The following is an 18,886-nucleotide window of genomic DNA, read 5'->3' as shown; positions in this document are numbered from 1 at the left end:
GGCGCCCTGGGGCGAGGGGACATGGGGCAACGGGTGAAGGCCTGGGACCCCGCACCGGTCGCGCACGTCCCGGCACGGGCCGGACGGCGGGATCGGTGGGAGGGCGGCGGCCGGTGGCTTCACCGGCCGAACGAGGGCCTTCAGCCGCGTGGCGGTCGGTACAGCCCGTCGGTCGACCGGCTGGAGAGCGGCACCCCGGCCCACAGCGGCTGGGGCTGCGCCGCGGTCAGGGCCGGCGACGGCCGGCTCATCGCCGGCAGGGCGCTGCCCGCCAGGTGGCAGCAGTCGCAGGCGCTGCAGGTGGCGAGGTCGCCCGGCGGCGCCGCGTCGGCGGCGTCCGCCGTGGCACCGGCCGTGACGGCGGCGCCGTGCTCCGCGAGGTGCGCATGGTGCGCGTGCGCGCCGTCGTGCGAGCCCTGCGCGCCGTGGTGCGCACTGGCTTGCTGCACGGCAGGGGCCGCACGGGCCGGGGCGCCATGGTCGCAGGCGGCCACCGCCGCGGCCCATTGCAGGGGCAGCAGGAAGAGCAGGAGCCAGCACAACCGGGCGCGCATGACCGCCATTCTAGGCAGACCTGAAGGGCTTGCCAGACATTGGGTGAAGTCCTACTATTTCTTTCCATGGAAAGAATCCTCGCCCGCCATGCCGTGGTCGACCCGTCGCAGGTGCTGGCCAAGGCGACGGCGCGGGCCGGCAGCCTGCTCGGCCTGTCCGGCGCCGCCCTGGCGCGGGTGATCGGCAGCAGCGAGCCGACGGTGTCGCGCCTGCTGCGCGGCGAGCGCGGGCTCGATCCCGCCTCCAAACCGGGCGAACTGGCGGCGCTGCTGGTGCGGGTGTACCGTTCGCTCGACGCGCTGGTCGGCAACGACGACGCCCGCCGCCAGGCCTGGATGCGCAGCCACAACGACGCCCTCGGCGGCGTGCCGCGCGAGCTGATCCAGACCGCCGAGGGGCTGGTCGCCACGCTGGCCTACCTGGACGGCCTGCGCGCGCCCTCGTGAGCGGCACGGACGGCGCGGCCCGGCCCTGGCAGAACGACTGGTTCCGCAGCGCCGCCGACCGGCAGACCAGCGCCTGGCGCGGCGTCGAGGCGCAGCACGTGGTCGCCACCATGCGGCTGGTCGACTCGCTGGACGAGCAGGCGGTGCTGGAGCAGCTGCTCGAAGCCGGCAAGCCCGCCCTGCCCCCGGCCGCGGCCGGCCTGCACTACCTGCTGTCGACGCCGTTCCGCTACCGATCGCCGCACGCCAGCCGCTTCCGCCGCGCCCATTCGCCCGGTCTCTGGTACGGCGGCGAGACGCTGCGCACCGCCGGCGCCGAGGTCGCCTACTGGCGCTGGCGCTTCCTGGTCGACAGCGCCGGCCTGCGCGACGGCGAGCTGCTGAGCCAGCACACCTTCTTCCGCGCCGCCATCGGCGGGCGGGCGATCGACCTCGGCCGCCCGCCCTGGTCGGCGTCGGCCGGGCACTGGACGCACCCGGACGACTACACCGCCTGCCAGGCCTTGGGCGACGCCGCGCGCGCGCAAGGCATCGCCTGGCTGCGCTACCGCTCGGTGCGCGACCCCGGCGGCCACAACGTGGCGGTGTTCCAGCCGCAGGCGCTGCACCTGCGCGAACGCACCGCGCAGCAGACCTGGCACTGCCGCACCACCCGCGAGGCGGTGCGCCTGGTCCACGACGACGACCGCTTCGAGTGGCGGTTCGAGGCGCCGGTGGCGCGGCCCTGAACCGTCAGTCGACCGTCGCCCCCGAGCGCCGCACGATCTCGCGGTAGCGGGCGTGGTCGGCCTCCACCTTGCGCTGCAGGTCCTGCGGCGTGCCGGGTGCCGGCTCGGCGGCCAAGCGGGCCAGCGTCTCCGTCACCGCCGCGCTGCGCAGCGCGGCCGTCGCCTGCTCGTTCAGCCGCTGCAGCACCGGCGCCGGCAGGCCGGCCGGACCGAACAGGCCGAACCAGGTGCTGATGTCGAAGCCCTTCAGCGCCGGCACGCCGGAGCGGGCCAGCGCCGGCAGCTCGGGGAAGGCGCCGGCGGGCCCGGGCGTCGTCACGCCCAGCGCCTTGAGCGAGCCGTCGCGCAGGCGCGGCGCCGCCGACGCCAGGTTGTCGAACATGAACTGCACCTCGCCCGACAGCAGCGCCAGCTGCGCCGGCGCGGCGCCGCGGTAGGGGATGTGCACGGCGAAGGTGCCGGTCAACTGCTTGAACAGCTCGCCGGCCAGGTGCCCGGCGCTGCCGTTGCCGCCGGAGGCGAACTGCAGCCGCCCCGGCCTCGCCTTGAGGTGGGCGATGAAGCCGGCGACGTCGGCGATGCGGTGCTCGCGCGCATAGGCGCCCGGCAGCACCAGCACGTTGGGCACCTCGGCGATCAGGGTGATCGGCGTGAAGTCGCGCAGCGCGTCGTACGGCATCCTCGGGTACAGCCACGGGTTGATGGCGTGCGTGGCCACCGCGCCGATGAGCAGCGTGTGGCCGTCCGGCGCCGCCTTGGCCACCGCGTCGGCGCCGATGTTGCCGCCGGCCCCGGTGCGGTTCTCGACCACGACGGTGGTGCCCAGGCCCGGGCCCATCGCCTGCGCCAGCGCGCGGGCGCCGATGTCCAGCGGCCCGCCGGGCGGATACGGCACCACCAGCCGGATCGGACGGTTCGGGAACGCCTGCGCCGCCGTCCGGCCGGGCGCGAGCGCAGCGCCGGCCAGGGCCAGCAGCGCACGGCGCGGCAGACGGCCGCGGGTGATCGGGCTCGGCATCGACGGCATGGTGGAACGGGTGGGCGGTGGACGGGCGGCGATGGTAGCCAAGCCGGGCTGGCTCACCTCATGAGCCAGGCCGCCGCCACACTGGACGGTCCTCGACCCGGCCACCGCCGCCACGCCCCCCCGTAGACTCCCCCGTCGCCCTGCCCGCCGATGCTCCACCTCCACTTCTCCAACCGCTTCGAGGTCCTGCGCGACGGGCTGCTGCAGCGCCTGGACGAGGCCCCCGGCGGGGTGTTCGACGCCCCGACGGTGATCGTGCCCGGGGCCGCCGTGCAGCGGGCGCTGACGCTGGCCATCGCCGACCGCCACGGCGTGTGCGCCAACGTCGAGTTCGCCTTCCTCGCGCAGTGGCTGTGGCGGCAGATCGCCCGCCTGGTGCCCGACGTCGCCGAGGCCTCGCCCTTCGCCCCCGGCGTGCTCGCCTGGCGCGTGTGGGACGCGCTGGTCGACCCGGCCTTCGCCGCCGACCACCCCCGGCTGCAGGGCTGGCTGGCGCAGGCCGATGCGGTGATGCGCTGGGACCTGGCGCAGCAGGTGGCGTCGCTGTTCGACCAGTACCTCACCTACCGGCCGCAGTGGCTGCAGTCGTGGGAACGCGGCCGGCGGGTGCTGGAAGGCGACGCCGACGAGGCCTGGCAGGCCGCCCTCTGGCAACGCCTGGCCGCCGGCCTGCGCCTGCGGCCGGCTCACCCGGCCGACGCCTTCCTCGCCGCCCTCGACCGGCTCGGCGCCCAGGGGCCGCAGGCCCTCGCCGACCACGGCCTGCCGACCGGCGTGCACCTCATCGCCCTGCCCGCCATCCCGCCGCTGTACCTGAAGCTGCTGGCCGGCATGGGCCGTTGGACGGACCTGCACCTGCACGTGCTCAACCCCTGCCGCGAGTACTGGTTCGAGATCGTCGACGGCCGGGTGCTGGCCCGCCTGCGCGCCGAGGGCCGCGACCAGGGTCACGAGATCGGCCACCGCCTGCTCGCCGGCTGGGGCCGGCAGACCCAGTCGCAGGTGGCGCTGCTGATCGAGGCGGCGGGCGAGTCGCTGGTCGACGACGGCGCCTTCGTCGAGGCGGCGCGGCCCACCCTGCTCGCCCGCCTGCAGGACAGCCTGCTCGACCTGCAGCAGCCGGTGCCCGGTGCGTGGCCGCTGGCCGAGGACGACCGCAGCCTGGAAGTGCACGTGGCCCATTCCCGCCTGCGCGAGCTGGAGGTGCTGCAGGACCGGCTGCTCGCCCGCTTCGCCGCCGACCCGACGCTGCGACCGGGCGACGTGCTGGTGGTCACGCCCGACCTCGACGCCACCGCGCCGCTGGTCGAGGCCGTCTTCGGCACCGTGCCGGCCGAACGCGCCCTGCCGTTCTCCATCAGCGGCCGCTCGCGCAGCCGGCTCAACCCGCTGGCGCAGGCGCTGCTCGGCGTGCTGGCGCTGGCCGGCGCGCGCTGCACGGTGACCGAGGTCACCGGCCTGCTGGCGCAGCCGCCGGTGGCCCGCCGTTTCGGCCTCGACGACGAGGCGCTGGCCCAGCTCGGCGACGCGCTGAACGCCGCCGGCGTGCATTGGGGCCTGGACGGCGCGCAGCGCCAGGCGCTCGGCCTGGGCGACGCCGGGGCCCACAGCTTCGAGGACGGCCTGGACCGGCTGCTGCTGGGCCATGCGCTGCCCGGCGATCGCCCGCCCTCCGCCCCGCTCGCCGGCCGGCTGCCGGTGGGGGACATCGAGGGCCGCCGCGCGCTGCCGCTGGGCGCGCTGTGGCAGCTGGTGCAGCGGCTGCAAGGCCTGCAGGTGCTGGCCGGCACCGCGCTGCCCGCCGGCGCCTGGCCGGCGCGGCTGGCGGCCCTGGTCGACGACTTCGTCGAGGCGTCCGCCGACGAGGCCGACGACGCCCGCGAACTGCAGGCCGCCATCGCCGCCCTCGGCGACACGCTGCGCGCCGCGGACCCCGCCGCACCGCTGCCGCTGGCGGTGCTGCGCGAGGCGCTGGCGCGGCAGCTGGACGACCCGGCGCGCGGCGCCACGCCCACCGGCGCGATCACCTTCACCGGCATGACGCCGCTGCGAGGGCTGCCCTACCGCATCGTCTGCGTGATCGGCCTGGACGACGGCGCCTTCCCCGGCCGCCAACGACCGCCCGAGTTCGACCTGATGGCGCGCCAGCCGCGCGAGGGCGACCGACAGCGCCGGCTGGACGAGCGCAACCTCTTCCTCGACCTGGTGCTGGCCGCGCGCGAGCAGCTCCACCTCAGCCACACCGGCCGCAGCGCCCGCGACAACCAGCCGCTGCCGCCCTCGGTGCTGGTCGACGAGCTGCTCGAGTTCGTGTTGCCGGCCGTCACCACGCCGGTGATGGACGAGGCGGCCGCACGCCGTCGCCTGGTGGTCGAGCACCCGCTGCAGCCCTTCGCACTGGAGAGCTTCCTGGCCGGGAGCGACCCGCGACAGCGCAGCCACGCCGAGGAGCTGGCGCAGGCGCTGCGGCGCGCCCTGGGGTCGCCGCCGGCCAACGAGGCCATTGCACCGACCGCCGTGGAGGACGACCCGGACCTCGAGGACGACCGCGACGATGCGCCGCAGGCACCGTTCTTCATCCGACCGCTGCCGCCTCCCGACGGCGACTGGCGCCAGCCGACGCTGGCGCGGCTCATCGAGTTCTTCAGCCACCCGGCGCGCGCGCTGCTGAAGCACCGGCTGCAGGTCGACCTGCCGCGGCCGGCCGAGGCGCTGGACGACTGCGAGCCGTTCACGCCGGACGGCCTGTCGGTCTACGGCCTCGGCCAGCGGCTGCTGCCGGCGTTGCTGGAGGGCCGGGCCCCGGCCGGCGTGGAGGCCCTGGCCGAGGCCGGCACCGAGCTGCCGGCCGGCCCGCTGGGCCGCCAGCGCCGAGCGCAGGCGCTGACCGGCCTGCACGACCTGGCGCAACGGCTGCGCCCGGTGCTGGCCGACGCACCGCTGCCCACCCGGCCGGTGGTGCTGGACCTCGACCTCGGCGGCGAGGCCTGGCGGCTGCACGGTCACTTGGCCGGCCTGCGCCCGCAGGGCCTGGTGCAGTGGCGCGCCGGCGCCATCCGCGCGCAGGAGCGGCTGCGCGCCTGGCTGTCGCACCTGCTGCTGTGCGCCGCCGCGCCCGCCGACGCCGCGCCGCGCACCCGCATGCTGGCGCTGGACGGCGGCTTCGACCTCACGCCGGTGCCCGACGCACCGCAGCGGCTGCGCGAACTGCTCGCCCTGTACCGCGAAGGCCTCGGCACCCCCCTGCACTTCTTCCCGAAGACGGCCTGGACCTGGTGGACCTGCGACCGACAGCCCGGCCCCACGCGCCGCGCCTGGCACGGCAGCGCCGGCCGCGGCGGCGAAGGCGACGACCCCGCCTGGCGCCTGGCCCTGCGCGGCATGGCCGACCCGCTGGACGAGCACTTCGCGCGTTGCGCCGAGGCGGTGTACGGGCCGCTGTCGCAGCACCTGCAGGAGCCGGGCCGATGAACCTGGAGCCGCTGGACGTCTTCCACTGCCCGCTCGATGGCACGCAGCTGATCGAGGCCTCGGCCGGCACCGGCAAGACCTGGAACCTGTGCGGGCTGGTGCTGCGCCTGCTGCTTGAACGCGGCCTGCCGGTGGAGCAGGTGCTGGTCGTCACCTTCACCAACGCCGCCACCGCCGAGCTGCACGAGCGCATCCGCGGCCGCATCGCGCAGACGTCGAAGGCGCTGCGCGGCGACACCCGCTGCGCCGACGACCCCTTCGTCGCCGGCCTGCTGCGCCGTCTGCGCGACGAACTCGGCCTGGCCGATGCGCTGCTGGGGCAGCGGCTCGACGCCGCGCTGCAGACCTTCGACGAGGCGGCCATCCTCACCATCCACGGCTTCTGCCAGCGCGCGCTGGCCGACGCGCCCTTCAGCGCCGGCCTGCCGCTGGCCACCGAGCTGCTGACCGACGACGGCGCGCTGCGGCTGCAGGTGGTGCAGGACTTCTGGCGCCGGCGCATCGCAGGCCCGGCGCTGCCGGCGCCGGTGGCGGCGCTGCTGCTCGCCAGGGGCGACTCCCCGAGCGCCATGCCGAGCTGCTGCGGCGCCGCATCGCCAAGGCCGCTGGCCGTGCTGCGCTGGCCCGAGGCGCTGGACGCCGGCCCGCTGCCGGGCTTCGACCTCGACGGCCTGCGGGCGGCCCACGACGCGGCCCGGGCGCTGTGGGCGCGCGAGCGCGAAGCCATCGTCGAGCTGCTGCGGCGCAGCCGTGCCGCGAACCTCAACGGCGTCACCTACAAGGAGGCGACGCTGCAGAAGTCGTTCGAGCAGTGGGACCGCCTGCTGCGATCGGCCGATCCCGTGGCGGCCGACGCCACGCTGGACAGGCTCGACCTGCTCGGCGAGGCCCGGCTGCGCGCCTGCACCAAGGCCGGCAAGGTGACGCCGGAGCACCCCTTCTTCGCCCTGGCGCAGGACCTGCTCGACCGGCGCGAGGCGACTGGACATGCCGCGGGCCTGCACCGCCTGGCGCTCCTGCGCGAACTGCTCACCACCGGCCCCGAGGCGCTTCGCCAGCTCAAGCGCGAACGCCGCGTCGTCGCCTTCGACGACATGCTCGCCAACCTGCACGAGCGGTTGACCGGACCGCATGGCGCGGCGCTGGCCGCGACCCTGCGCGCGCGCTTTCCCGCCGTGCTGATCGACGAGTTCCAGGACACCGACCCGCTGCAGTGGGCGATCTTCGAGGCGGTGTGGGGCCCGTCACGGCAGCCGCTGTTCCTGATCGGCGATCCGAAGCAGGCCATCTACAGCTTCCGCAACGCCGACCTGCACACCTACCTGCAGGCGCGATCGACGGCCGGGGCGCGGCACGGCCTGGCGCACAACCAGCGCTCGGTGCCGGGGCTGATCGACGGCCTCAACGGCCTGTTCGGCGGCCACCCGCGGGCCTTCTTCATCGAGGGGCTGGACTTCCACCCGGTGCAGCCGGGCGACAAGCCGCGGCCCCGGCTGGACGCCGCCGGCGTCGCGCCGCCGGCGCCGCTGCAGCTGTGGACCCTGCCCGACGGCGACGACGGCCAGCCGCTGGACAAGGCGCAGGCGCTGCACCTGGCCGCGCAGGCGTGCGCGGGCGAGATCGCCCGGCTGCTCGGCCAGGCGCGGGCCGGCCGGCTGCTGCTCGAGGGCCGGCCGCTGGGCGCCGGCGACATCGCGGTGCTGGTGCGCAGCCATGCCCAGGCCGCCCGCATGCGGCAGGCGCTGGCGGCGGTGGGTGTCGGCAGCGTGGAGGTGTCGCAGGCCAGCGTCTTTTCCAGCGTCGACGCCGAGGAACTCGAACGCCTGTTGACCGCCCTGCTGCAGCCCGGCCGCGAGCGCCTGCTGCGCGCCGCGCTGGCCACCGAACTGCTCGGCCACGACGCGCCGTCGCTGCACCGGCTGATGGAGGACGAGGACGGCCTGCTGGCCTGGGTCGAGCGCTTCGCCGAGGACCGCGAACGCTGGCGCCAGCAGGGCATCGGCGTGGTGCTGCGCGGCCTGATGCGTCGTGAAGACGTCGCCGGCCGCCTGCTCGCCCGCCCCGACGGCGAGCGCCGCATGACCAACCTGCTGCACCTGGCCGAACTGCTGCAGCAGGCCGAGGCCGAGCCGCTGACGCCGCAGGCGCTGCTGGCCTGGCTGCAGCGGCAGCGCCGCGAGCGCCGCGCGTCGGAGGCCACCGAGCTGCGGCTGGAGTCCGACCGCCACCTGGTGCAGATCGTCACCATCCACCGCAGCAAGGGGCTGGAGTACCCCCTGGTGTTCTGTCCCTTCCTCTTCGACGGCGACACCGGCGCCCGTCGCGCGGCCAGCGGCGAGGCCGTGGAGTGGCACGACGACGACGGCCGGCTGGTGCTGGACCTGCGCGGCGACCTGCCGAAACCGGACGCCGACGCCCGCGCCGGGCGCATCGCCGCCGAGGCCATGGCGGAGCACCTGCGGCTGCTCTACGTGGCGCTGACGCGGGCGGTGCACCGCTGCCATGTCGTGGTCGGCCGGTACGGCCGGCGCAGCGGCCGCGGCACGAGCGTCGGCGAGGGCGACCGCTCGCCGCTGCACTGGCTGGTCGCCGGCGGCGGCCGCACCCCCGCCGACTGGCTCGCCCACGGCGTGGACCCGGCGACGCTGGCCTCGGCCTGGCAGGCGTTCGCGGTCCGCCATGCACCGGCGGTCGACCTGTCGCCGCTGCCCTCGGCGGCGGGGACGGTGCTGCCGGCGGAACGGCCCGATCCGCTGGCGGTGCAGGCGTTGCCGCCGCCGGCCCGCCTGCCCGGCGCCTGGTGGCTGGGCAGCTACAGCAGCCTGGCGCACGGCGCCCGCCACGAGGGCGCGGCCACCGACCACGATGCCCGCGTCGACGACCCGGCGCCGCCGCCGGCGCCCGCCATGGCGCTGGCCGACACCGACATCCTGCGCTTCCCCCGCGGGCCGGCGGCCGGCGACTGCCTGCACGCCGTCTTCGAGCGCATCGACTTCACCGACCCCGACGGCTGGCCGCCGGCGATCGACAGCGTCCTGCGCCGCCATGCCGGCGTGGCCGCGCAGGCGCCCGGCGCGCCGCTGGCCGCCATGCTGCGCGGCGCGGTCGAGGCCGTGGTGCAGACGCCGCTGATGGAGGGTCGCGACGGAGGCCTGCGCCTGGCCGAGGTCACGCCGCGCCGGCGGCTGGTCGAGCTGGAGTTCACGCTGCCGTCGCGCCGCCTGCGCGCCGGCGCGCTGTCGGCCCTGCTGCAGCGGCATGGCGTGGCGGCGCCGGCGCTGTCGTTCGGCGAGCTGCAGGGGTACCTGCGCGGCTTCATCGACCTGGTGGTCGAGCACCAGGGCCGCTTCTTCGTCGTCGACTGGAAGTCGAACCACCTGGGCGACGCACCGGCCGACTACGCGGCGGCGTCGCTGCAGCGGGCGATGGCGCAGCACGGCTATGCGCTGCAGGCGCTGATCTACTGCCTGGCGCTGCACCGCCACCTGCAGCGGCGGCTGCCCGGCTACCGCTACGAGCAGCACCACGGCGGCGCGCTGTACCTCTTCGTGCGCGGCGTGCGGCCGGCCTGGGGACGCGCCGGCGTGCACGCCTGGAAGCCGCCGCGGGCGCTGGTCGAGGCCTTCTCGGCGCTGCTCGACGGTGTTGACACCCGGAGTGCTGCATGAGCGCCGACCTCTTCGACGGTCTGCCGCCGGCCGATGAGCTGCCGCCGCCGGTGGAGGTGATCCACCCTCCGGCCGACACCGCCGAGCAGCGCCTGGCCCGGGCGCTGGCGCACCAGGTGCGCCGCTGGTCCCTGCGGCTGCAGCCCGACGACGGGGCGGCCCAGGCCGCGGCCGAGGCGGCGCAGGCGCTGAGCCTGGCCGCCAGCGACGGCCATGTCGGCATCGCGCTGTCGGCGCTCGCGACCGAGGGCGACCTCGACGGCTGGCGGCAACGGCTGCTGGCCAGCGCCGTGGTCGGCGGCTCGCCCGAGGGCGACGCGCCGGATCCGCTGCCGCTGGTGATCGACGCGCACGACCGTCTCTACCTGCACCGCCACTTCGACCAGGAACGGCGCCTGGCGCGGCGGCTGGTCGCCGCCGCCAACGCGCCGCCGTCGCCGCCGTCGCCGGCCGCCCGTGCGCTGCTGCGCGAGCTGTTCCCGCGCGGCCACGAGGCGGTGGACTGGCAGCAGCTGGCCACCGCGCTGGCGCTGCGCCAGCGGCTGACCGTCATCAGCGGCGGCCCCGGCACCGGCAAGACCACCACCGTGGTCGCGCTGCTCGGCTGCCTGCTGGCCGACGACCCCGATTGCCGCATCGCGCTGGCGGCGCCCACCGGCAAGGCGGCCGCGCGGTTGGGCGAGGCGCTGCGCGAGCGCGGCGCGGCGCTGCCGCCCGCGCTGCGCGAGCGGCTGCCGGCCGAGGCGACCACGCTGCACCGGCTGCTCGGCGCGCGGCCCGACGGGTTCACCCACCACGCCGCGAACCCGCTGCCGGTGGAGGCACTGGTGGTCGACGAGGCGTCCATGCTCGACCTGTCGCTGGCCGCGCGGCTGCTGGACGCGGTGCCGCCGACGGCGCGGCTGGTGCTGCTCGGCGACAAGGACCAGCTGGCAGCGGTGGAGGCCGGCGCCGTGTTCGCCGAACTGAGCGCCGACGCCCACCTGAGCGTGGCCGCCCGGCGCGACCTCGCCGACGCCTGCGGCCTGCCAGCCGACGCCCTGCCCCCTGCTGCCACGGTCGCGGGACCGTTGGTCGACAGCACCGTCTGGTTCCAGCGCAACTTCCGCTTCAGCGCCGGCTCGGCCATCGGCCGCCTGGCCGGCCACCTCAAGGCCGGTGAGGCCGACGGCCTGCTGCAGGCGCTGCGCAGCGCCGACGGCGGCGACCTGCGCTGGCACGACGACCGCGGCGAGGCGCCGTCGCCCGCCGTGCGGCGCGACATGGCCGACGGCTTCGCGGCCTTCGCCGAGGCGCTGCGGCGCGACCCCGGCGACGTGGCCGGCGCCAGCGCCGCCTTCGCGTCCTTCCGGGTGCTGTGCGCGCTGCGCGAAGGGCCGCGGGGCACGGCGGCGGTCAACGCCTCGCTCACCCGCTGGCTGCGCGAGCGGCTGCAGCGCGAACGGCCCGATGGGGCCGGTGATCCTCGCTCGCCCTGGTTCACCGGCCGGCCGGTGATGGTGCTGCGCAACGACCCGGTGCTGCGGCTGTTCAACGGCGACATCGGCATCACCCTGCCCGATGCCGACGGGCGGCTGATGGTGCACGTCCCGCTGCCCGACGGCGGCTTCCGCGCGCTGCCGCCGCAGCGGCTGCCCGAGCACGACACCGCCTTCGCGATGACGGTGCACAAGTCGCAGGGCTCCGAATTCGACCGCGTGCTGGTGCTGCTGCCGCACCGGCCGCACCGCGTGGCCAGCCGCGAACTGCTCTACACCGCCGTCACCCGCGCCCGCCGGGGCCTGTCGCTGGCGGCGCCGGCCGACGTGGTGCAGGCCGCGGTACGCTCCCCCACCCGCCGCGACAGCGGCCTGCGCGACCGGCTGGCCGAAGCCGCCGCCGGTGCCCCGAACCCTTCCGCATGACCGAGACCCTTCCCCTGATGTTCCCGCTGCTGGCGTTGCTGATCGGCACCTTGGTCGGCGCCGTGGCCGCGGCGCTGTGGTGGCGCGGCCGCAGCGCCGCCGCGCTGGCCGAAGCGCATGGCAACGCCCAGGCCGAGCTGGCCACGCTGCGCGAGCGCGTGCGCGGGCTGGAGGCCGAGCGCCACGCCATGGCCGCCCAGCACGAGGCCCTGCAGGCGCAGGCCGGCCGCTGGCGCGACGAACTGGACACCGCGCGCGACGAACGCGCCGCACTGATCACCCGGCTCGACGCCGAGCGCCGCCAGTCCGAGGAGAAGCTCGCGCTGCTGACCGAGGCCAAGGCGGCGCTGACCGACCAGTTCCGCCAGCTCGCCGCCGACATCCTCGACGAGAAGAGCAAGCGCTTCACCGAGCAGAACCAGGCCCACCTCGGCCAGCTGCTGGACCCGTTGCGGCTCAAGCTCAACGAGTTCCAGGCCAAGGTCGAGCACGTCTACGTCCAGGAGGGCAAGGACCGCAGCGCGCTGGCTGAGCAGGTGCGACAGCTGATGGCGCTGAACCAGTCGCTGAGCGAGGACGCCAAGGGCCTGACCCGCGCGCTCAAGGGGTCGAGCAAGACCCAGGGCAACTGGGGCGAGCTGGTGCTCGAACGCGTGCTCGAAGCCTCCGGCCTGCGCAAGGGCGAGGAGTACGAGGTGCAGGTCAGCCACACCCGGGAGGACGGGACGCGGGCGCAGCCCGACGTGGTCATCCGCCTGCCCGAAGGCCGCCACCTGGTGGTCGACGCCAAGGTCTCGCTCAACGCCTACGAGGACTGCTGCAGCCTGGAGGACGAGGCCGCGCTGCTGATCGCCACGCGCCGCCACCTGGAGTCCATCCGCGGGCACATGAAGGGCCTGTCCGAGCGCAACTACCAGAGCCTGTACGGCCTCAAGTCGCTCGACTTCGTGCTCATGTTCGTGCCCATCGAGCCGGCCTTCATGCTGGCGGTGAGCCACGACCGCGAGCTGTTCATGGACGCCTGGGCGAGGAACGTGCTGCTGGTCAGCCCGTCGACGCTGCTCTTCGTCGTGCGCACCGTGGCGCACCTGTGGCGGCAGGAGGCGCAGAACCGCAACGCGCAGGACATCGCCCGCCGGGGTGCCGAGCTGTACGACAAGCTGGCCGGCTTCGTCGGCGACCTGGAGGCGGTGGGCAAGGGCCTTCGCCAAGCGCAGGACCAGTACGACGCGGCCCACAAGAAGCTCACGGCCGGGCGCGGCAACGTGATCCGACAGGCCGAGATGCTGAAGGAACTCGGCATCAAGCCGAGCAAGTCGCTGCCGGCGGGGCTGGTCGAGGCCGCGCTGGAGGCAGCGCCGCCCGCCATCGAGGCGCAAGGCACCATGCTATAGTGCGAGGCTTCGCAGGCGCGTAGCTCAGCTGGTTAGAGCACCACCTTGACATGGTGGGGGGTCGTTGGTTCGAGTCCAATCGCGCCTACCACGACTGCAAAGCCCGTCCCCCCCGGGCCTGGTAGCGGAAGCCGGTCACGACCGGTGGATGAAAAGTGAAAAGGGCTTGGCCGTGTGGCCAAGCCCTTTTTCCATGGTGGCAGCGCGCCGCCGTGGATCGCTAGGTGCGGAACACCGCCACCGCGGACACCAGCTGGCGCGACTGCTCGCTCAGGCTGCCGGCGGCCGCCGAGCTCTGCTCCACCAGCGCCGCGTTCTGCTGCGTCATGGTGTCGATGCGCGACACCGCCTGCGCCAGTTCGGCCATGCCGTCGCGCTGTTCGGCGCTGGCCTGGCTGATCTGCGCCACGATGCGGCTGACGTCCTGGATCGAGGTGACCACCTTCTGCATGGTCTCGCCGGCCCGCGTCACCAACTGCGAGCCCTCGCCCACCCGCTCGACGCTGGCCTGGATCAGGCTCTTGATCTCCTTGGCGGCGTCCGCGCTGCGCTGCGCCAGGCTGCGCACCTCCGACGCGACCACCGCGAAGCCGCGGCCCTGCTCGCCAGCGCGGGCGGCTTCGACCGCGGCGTTCAGCGCCAGGATGTTGGTCTGGAAGGCGATGCCGTCGATGACGCCGATGATCTCGGCGATGCGACGGCTGCTCTCGTCGATGCCCTTCATGGTCTGCACCACGCGGCCCACGACCTCGCCGCCCTCCTCGGCGACGCCGGTGGCCTGCTCGGCCAGCTGACGTGCCTGGTCGGCGTTGCCCGCGCTGGTGCGCACCGCCTCGCCCAGTTGCTCCATGGTGGCGCTGGTCTGGCGCAGCTCTTGGGCCTGGTGCTCGGTGCGGCCCGACAGGTCGTCGTTGCCGCGGGCGATCTCGCCGCTTGCGAGGGCGACCTGCTCGGCACCCCGGCGCACCTCGCCCACCGCGGTGGCCAGGCGGGCCTGCATGCCCTGCAGGTGGGCGAGCAGGCTGCTCTCGTCACCGGCGCGCAGGGCCACCGGCGTGTCCAGCCGGCCTTCGGCCACCGCACGGGCGACCGCCGTCGCACGTCGCGGCTCGCCGCCGAGTTGGCGCAGCAGGCTTCTTGTGATGGTCCACGCCAGCCCGCCGCCCAGCCCCAGCGCGCACAGCAGCGTGGCGGCGACGACCAGCTGGACCTTCTGGTACACACCACGGACCGCTTCGGCCGCCGCGGCGCCGCCGTCGTAGTTGAACTGCAGCAGCTTGCCGAGGGCGCCCTGCACCTCCTCGAAGGCCATGCCGGAAGCACCGTCCGCGATGTCGGCCGCGTCCTGCTGCTGCTTGTCGCGGCCCAGCTTGACCACGCGCAGCTGGGCCTGCCGGTAGCCGGCCCACTGTTTCGACAGCGTGGCGACGATCTCGCCCTCCTCGGCGCTGCCGGCCTGGGCCGCCTGGTCCTTGAGCAGGGCCGCGACGGTCTTCTCCACCTCGGCCATCTTGTCTTCGTACTCGGCGTGGTAGCTGCTGTCGGCGGTGCGGCTGTGGCGCACCTCGAGGTCGCGCGTCTCCAGCAGATGGGCGCGCGCATCGGACAGCGCGCCGACGCCCTTGAGCCACTTGTCCGACAGCAGGGCGGCCCGCTCGTTGACCGTCCGCAACCCGACCAGCGCCTCCGCACCCAGGGCGGCGGCCAACAGCAGAACGCAGGCAAAGGCCAACACGAGCTGGCGGCCGACCGGCAGCCGCTCCAGCAGCGAAAGGGGTCGCATCCAGCGCGTCATGGCCCGGGCCCTTATTTCTTGTGGCCGATGTAGCTGGCGCCGATGACCTGGCCGCTGCCGTCCTTGATGGGGTTGTAGCAGGCGTCGTAGGCGGTGCCGAGCACGTCGATCGCGCCGCAGAACGACTGGCCCTTGCTCACCGCCTCGTAGGCCGGGTTGCGGGCCAGCTGGGTGCCGATGCCGCGCTTGCCCTCGGGCGTCAACACATTGGTGCTGACGCGCACGAACTCGTCGCCGGCCTTGACGAACACCGTCGCGGTGGCCTGGTGCGACTTGCGCACCGCATCGACCACGTCGTAGTTGTTGTTGATCTTACGTTCGCCGAAGAACAGCGCCGGCACGTCCTTGCCGGCCACCGCCTCGGTGCCCTGCACGCGCGGCGCGCCGGCCTTGGCCAGGCGGGCGTCCAGGTCGGCGATGGTGGCCTTCGGGTCGTAGGCGCTGGCCGTCGTGGCGGCGCCAAGGGCCAGGGTGGCGATGCAGAAGAGGGTGCGGCGGTTCATGAGGCGTCCTTCGTCCGCATGACGATGCGGCTCCATGCTGGGCTTTCGGTACGCGGACTGCGGACTGATGTGGGGAAACCATGGTGGGCCACCGATTGCCGTGACCCACGCCACGGCCCCCGCACAATTGACGCGATGAGCGGCAACCTGAACGAACCCAGAAGCCGCGGCGCCCGGCGCTGTGCGCGGTCCCTCGCCGCGGTCGTCCTCGCCGCCTGCGCCGCAGCGGTTCCGGCGACGGCCGCCCCGGTGCCCGACACCATGGCCCAGCGCACGCTGGCCTGCACCGCCTGCCATGGCCGGGAGGGCCGCGCCACCAACGACGGCTACTACCCGCGCATCGCCGGCAAGCCGGCCGGCTACCTGTACGAGCAGCTGCTCAACTTCCGCGAGGGCCGGCGCCGCAACGAGGCGATGGAGCGCCTGTTGGCACCGCTGTCGGACGCCTACCTGCGCGAGATCGCGGAGCACTTCGCCGGTCTCGACCTGCCCTATCCGGCGCCGCAGACCCGCGGGGCGCGCGGCGGCGGCGATGGCCCGGGGAGAGTCCCTGGTGCGCCAGGGCGACCCCGCCCGGGGCGTGCCGGCCTGCAGCGCCTGCCACGGCGCGGCGATGACCGGCGTGCAGCCCGGCATGCCGGGGCTGCTGGGGCTGTCGCGCGACTACCTGGTGGCGCAGATGGGCGCCTGGCGCAACGGGCTGCGTCAGGCCCGTGCGCCGGACTGCATGGCCAGGGTCGCCCGGGCGTTGTCCGAGGAGGACGTGGCCGCCATGGCGCTGTGGCTGTCGTCGCAACCGTTGCCGGCGGATGCCAAACCGGCCGCCACCGTCGCGCAGCCGTTGCCGCTGGACTGCGGCAGCGGGCTCAGGGCGCGGCCATGACGCGGCGCCTGATCGGCCTCGTCGTCGCGCTGGCGCTGGCGGCGGCGCTGTTCGCCGCCTGGGTGCTGTGGCAGGACCGGCTGCGGCCGGAGGACGGCCGCCCACCCCCGCCCATGACCGACGCGCTCGTCGAACGCGGCGCCTACCTGGCGCGCGCCGGGAACTGCGCCGGCTGCCACAGCCTGCCGGGGCAGCCGGCCTATGCCGGCGGGCTGGCCATCGCCACGCCCTTCGGCACGCTGGTGGCAAGCAACCTGACGCCGGACGCCGAGACCGGCATCGGCACCTGGACCGCCGCCGACATGCGCCGCGCGCTGCACCAGGGGCGGTCGAAGGACGGCCGGCGGCTCTACCCCGCCTTCCCCTACCCGCACTACACCCTGATGAGCGCCGAGGACAGCGACGCGCTGCACGCCTTCCTCATGCGCCAGCCGGCCGTGCACCGGCCCAACGCCCCGCACGACCTGCGCTACCCCTATGGCACCCAGTGGGCGCTGGCGGTCTGGCGGGCGCTGTACTTCGAGCCGGGCCGCTTCGAGCCGTCGCCCGAGCGCACTGCCGAATGGAACCGGGGCGCCTACCTGGTGCGCGGGCCGGGCCACTGCGCGGCCTGCCACGCGGCCCGCAACCGCCTCGGCGCGACCATCGACGACAACGAACTGGGCGGCGGCCTGATCCCGATGCAGGGCTGGTACGCACCCTCGCTGGCCTCCGACCGGGAAGCGGGCGTCGCCCGCTGGCCCCTTGAGGACGTGGTCGCGCTGCTCAAGACCGGCCTCTCGCCTCGCGCCTCCGTCATGGGCCCCATGGCGGAGGTGGTGCTGGGCAGCACCCAGCACCTGAGCGATGCCGACCTGCGCGCGATGGCGGCGTTCCTGCAGGGCCTGCCGCCGCACGACCCGCCGCGTCCCAAGGGCAAGCCGGCCGACGGCGCCGTGCTGGCGCGCGGCGAACGGCTCTACGGTCAGCATTGCAAGGACTGCCACGGCGAACGCGGCGAGGGCGCCGCGCCGGCCTACCCGCCGCTGGCCGGCAACCGGTCCGTCACCCTGGCCTCGCCGGCCAACGCGCTGCAGGCGGTGCTGCACGGCGGCTTCCCGCCGGCCACCGCCGGCAACCCACGGCCTTACGGCATGCCGCCCTTCGGCCAGGCCCTGGAGGACGCGGACATCGCCGCGCTGCTCAGCTTCATCCGCCAGGCCTGGGGCAACGACGCCCCCGCGGTGGATGCGCTGGCGGTGCAGAAGGCGCGTTGAACCCCGGTTTTCACAGACGCACCGGCGTCGCGCGGTGTGGGGCAGCGTCCTTGTCCACTGCCTCGTAAAGAGGGTCGGCGGTGAACAGCCATTGAACCTGGTCGACGAAGCGCTGGGACGACAGGTACTGATACACCGCCTCGAAGGCCCGCGCCGCCATGATGGACCGCCGCGACTCGTCGCCAAGCAATTGTTCAACCGTGTCGCGGAAGTCGGCAAGGTCCCAGCGCACCGCAGCGTATGTCTCCTCGGCCAGAAGGAGGTCGGGGTCCATGCGGATGTGGCCGACGTCGGGCTTCACCAGCACGGCGCCGCAGGCGATCGCTTCGAAATCGCGCCAACAGATCTCGCCGTAGCCGAACGGACTGAAGCACAGGGTGCTGGCCTCCACCTCGCGCATGAACTGGGACCGCGACACCCGGCCGTCCTGGATCACGCGACGGTGCTGCAGCGCGCCGAGCGCGGTCTTCGCCTCCTGGCGCATGCGTGAATACCACGGCTCTCCAGCGATCGCGATGCGCGCGTGGACGTCGAACTTTCGGGTGTGCACCGGCATCGGTCGTGAGAAGCGACTGATCAGGTACGGTGCGAGGTAGAAGCTGGGACCCAGCAACAACTTGTCGGAGAAGAACCGGTCGTCGACCGGCTCCTGCATGGTGACGGGCATGTCGAGCCCGAACCTGCGAGAGTAGTAGTCCGTGAGGTTGGTGTCGCCTTGGTGCGGGCGCCGATAGTCCTCCACGTCGCGCAGCACCTGCTTCTTGTAGTACCTGTGGATCCACCCCTGGAGGCGACCGGCGTAGCGCAAGTCGAGCGGCGCGAACCAGTCAAAGTAATTGATCCTGGCGTTGGGAAAAATCTGGTTGATGCGCTCCAACAGAAATTCGATCTGTTGACCCGAAAGGTCGAACCAAGTTTGCAGGCAAACCCATTGCACTCTAGGAAAGACGGCCGCCGGCTTTTCCTCGGCTTGCAGACAACGCCAGTCCAGTTCGCAAAACCGGATGCCATAGGCTTGCCGCAACTTGCTCGAGTAGAGATAGAAAGGGAAGACCTGGTTGCGTGCGATCGGATCGTCGACGGTGAAGAAGACCGCATTGCAATCGGACGGAACATCCGCGATGGCGCTGACCCTTCGAGCGCGCCGCTTGAGTCGCCATTCAACGTTCAAGCGCAGTTCTTGAAAATCTGACTTCACCCGAACTCCATGGCACTGGCAGAACCGCGAGGTGAACCCCGGCGCAGGTTTCACCCAT

13 protein-coding genes and 1 tRNA gene are annotated in these 18,886 nt (G+C 74.1%); 9 read left to right on the top strand and 5 right to left on the bottom strand.

What is annotated here, in order from left to right; translation table 11 throughout:
• Positions 1-140: 140 nt before the first annotated feature.
• The gene (locus LRS07_RS13065) at positions 141-554 is read right to left on the bottom strand and encodes a hypothetical protein (protein WP_260498458.1); all 414 of its coding nucleotides are present in this window, start codon (positions 552-554) and stop codon (positions 141-143) included.
• 66 nt (positions 555-620) lie between these two features.
• Here LRS07_RS13065 and LRS07_RS13060 point away from each other — a divergent pair, with 66 nt between their 5' ends.
• Together LRS07_RS13060 and LRS07_RS13055 are read left to right on the top strand one after the other, a co-directional pair.
• Complete coding sequence (locus LRS07_RS13060; protein WP_260498457.1) at positions 621-1,001, top strand: antitoxin Xre/MbcA/ParS toxin-binding domain-containing protein; 381 nt, start codon at positions 621-623, stop codon at positions 999-1,001.
• Complete coding sequence (locus LRS07_RS13055) at positions 998-1,729, top strand: RES family NAD+ phosphorylase (RefSeq protein ID WP_260498456.1); 732 nt, start codon at positions 998-1,000, stop codon at positions 1,727-1,729. The genes LRS07_RS13060 and LRS07_RS13055 overlap by 4 nt, the downstream gene beginning before the upstream one ends.
• Positions 1,730-1,733: 4 nt before the next feature.
• Here LRS07_RS13055 and LRS07_RS13050 read toward each other — a convergent pair whose 3' ends face one another.
• Positions 1,734-2,756, bottom strand: a complete 1,023-nt coding sequence (locus tag LRS07_RS13050) for a Bug family tripartite tricarboxylate transporter substrate binding protein (protein WP_260498455.1) — start codon at positions 2,754-2,756, stop codon at positions 1,734-1,736.
• Between the two features lie 150 nt (positions 2,757-2,906).
• On the opposite strand from LRS07_RS13050, the gene recC reads away from it, so the two are divergent.
• From recC to LRS07_RS13025, 5 genes are all read left to right on the top strand, one after another.
• Positions 2,907-6,227: an exodeoxyribonuclease V subunit gamma gene (gene recC / locus LRS07_RS13045; RefSeq protein ID WP_260498454.1), complete on the top strand. Its 3,321-nt coding sequence runs from the start codon at positions 2,907-2,909 to the stop codon at positions 6,225-6,227.
• Positions 6,224-9,895 carry an exodeoxyribonuclease V subunit beta gene (gene recB, locus LRS07_RS13040; RefSeq protein ID WP_260498453.1) on the top strand — a complete coding sequence of 1,224 codons (3,672 nt, stop codon included), beginning with the start codon at positions 6,224-6,226 and terminating at the stop codon, positions 9,893-9,895. Before recC ends, recB begins: the two co-directional genes overlap by 4 nt.
• The gene (gene recD / locus LRS07_RS13035) at positions 9,892-11,799 is read left to right on the top strand and encodes an exodeoxyribonuclease V subunit alpha (RefSeq protein ID WP_260498452.1); all 1,908 of its coding nucleotides are present in this window, start codon (positions 9,892-9,894) and stop codon (positions 11,797-11,799) included. Before recB ends, recD begins: the two co-directional genes overlap by 4 nt.
• Positions 11,796-13,193, top strand: coding sequence for a DNA recombination protein RmuC (locus LRS07_RS13030; RefSeq protein ID WP_260498451.1), 1,398 nt, complete (start codon positions 11,796-11,798; stop codon positions 13,191-13,193). Before recD ends, LRS07_RS13030 begins: the two co-directional genes overlap by 4 nt.
• Positions 13,194-13,206: 13 nt before the next feature.
• Positions 13,207-13,284, top strand: a tRNA-Val gene (locus LRS07_RS13025).
• A 129-nt stretch (positions 13,285-13,413) separates the two neighbouring features.
• On the opposite strand, the gene LRS07_RS13020 is transcribed toward LRS07_RS13025, so the two are convergent.
• Together LRS07_RS13020 and LRS07_RS13015 are read right to left on the bottom strand one after the other, a co-directional pair.
• A complete protein-coding gene (locus LRS07_RS13020) occupies positions 13,414-14,988 on the bottom strand; it encodes a methyl-accepting chemotaxis protein (protein ID WP_260498450.1) in 1,575 nt (524 codons plus the stop codon).
• Positions 14,989-14,999: 11 nt separating this feature from the next.
• A complete protein-coding gene (locus LRS07_RS13015; protein WP_260498449.1) occupies positions 15,000-15,491 on the bottom strand; it encodes a Cache 3/Cache 2 fusion domain-containing protein in 492 nt (163 codons plus the stop codon).
• Positions 15,492-16,044: 553 nt separating this feature from the next.
• Between LRS07_RS13015 and LRS07_RS22030 the strand changes: the two genes are divergently transcribed.
• Together LRS07_RS22030 and LRS07_RS13005 are read left to right on the top strand one after the other, a co-directional pair.
• Entirely contained in the window at positions 16,045-16,374 is a 330-nt protein-coding gene (locus tag LRS07_RS22030; RefSeq protein WP_312028299.1) for a c-type cytochrome, read from the top strand.
• A complete protein-coding gene (locus tag LRS07_RS13005) occupies positions 16,371-17,630 on the top strand; it encodes a c-type cytochrome (RefSeq protein WP_260498448.1) in 1,260 nt (419 codons plus the stop codon). Before LRS07_RS22030 ends, LRS07_RS13005 begins: the two co-directional genes overlap by 4 nt.
• Positions 17,631-17,640: 10 nt before the next feature.
• Here LRS07_RS13005 and LRS07_RS13000 read toward each other — a convergent pair whose 3' ends face one another.
• Positions 17,641-18,828 (bottom strand): glycosyltransferase, encoded by a 1,188-nt coding sequence (locus tag LRS07_RS13000; RefSeq protein ID WP_260498447.1) that lies wholly within the window; start codon positions 18,826-18,828, stop codon positions 17,641-17,643.
• Positions 18,829-18,886 lie beyond the last annotated feature (58 nt).

It is taken from the genome of Aquabacterium sp. J223 (assembly GCF_024666615.1).
GTDB lineage: Bacteria > Pseudomonadota > Gammaproteobacteria > Burkholderiales > Burkholderiaceae_C > J223.
This window is presented reverse-complemented; position numbering and strand designations above follow the sequence as displayed.

What these genes read in the sequence shown, in the direction of transcription:
- LRS07_RS13065 (WP_260498458.1), bottom strand. Translation starts at nt 554, where the DNA reads ATGCGCGCCCGGTTGTGCTGGCTCCTGCTCTTCCTGCTGCCCCTGCAA.
- LRS07_RS13060 (WP_260498457.1), top strand. Translation starts at nt 621, where the DNA reads ATGGAAAGAATCCTCGCCCGCCATGCCGTGGTCGACCCGTCGCAGGTG.
- LRS07_RS13050 (WP_260498455.1), bottom strand. Translation starts at nt 2,756, where the DNA reads ATGCCGTCGATGCCGAGCCCGATCACCCGCGGCCGTCTGCCGCGCCGT.
- recC (WP_260498454.1), top strand. Translation starts at nt 2,907, where the DNA reads ATGCTCCACCTCCACTTCTCCAACCGCTTCGAGGTCCTGCGCGACGGG.
- recB (WP_260498453.1), top strand. Translation starts at nt 6,224, where the DNA reads ATGAACCTGGAGCCGCTGGACGTCTTCCACTGCCCGCTCGATGGCACG.
- recD (WP_260498452.1), top strand. Translation starts at nt 9,892, where the DNA reads ATGAGCGCCGACCTCTTCGACGGTCTGCCGCCGGCCGATGAGCTGCCG.
- LRS07_RS13030 (WP_260498451.1), top strand. Translation starts at nt 11,796, where the DNA reads ATGACCGAGACCCTTCCCCTGATGTTCCCGCTGCTGGCGTTGCTGATC.
- LRS07_RS13020 (WP_260498450.1), bottom strand. Translation starts at nt 14,988, where the DNA reads ATGACGCGCTGGATGCGACCCCTTTCGCTGCTGGAGCGGCTGCCGGTC.
- LRS07_RS13015 (WP_260498449.1), bottom strand. Translation starts at nt 15,491, where the DNA reads ATGAACCGCCGCACCCTCTTCTGCATCGCCACCCTGGCCCTTGGCGCC.
- LRS07_RS13005 (WP_260498448.1), top strand. Translation starts at nt 16,371, where the DNA reads ATGACGCGGCGCCTGATCGGCCTCGTCGTCGCGCTGGCGCTGGCGGCG.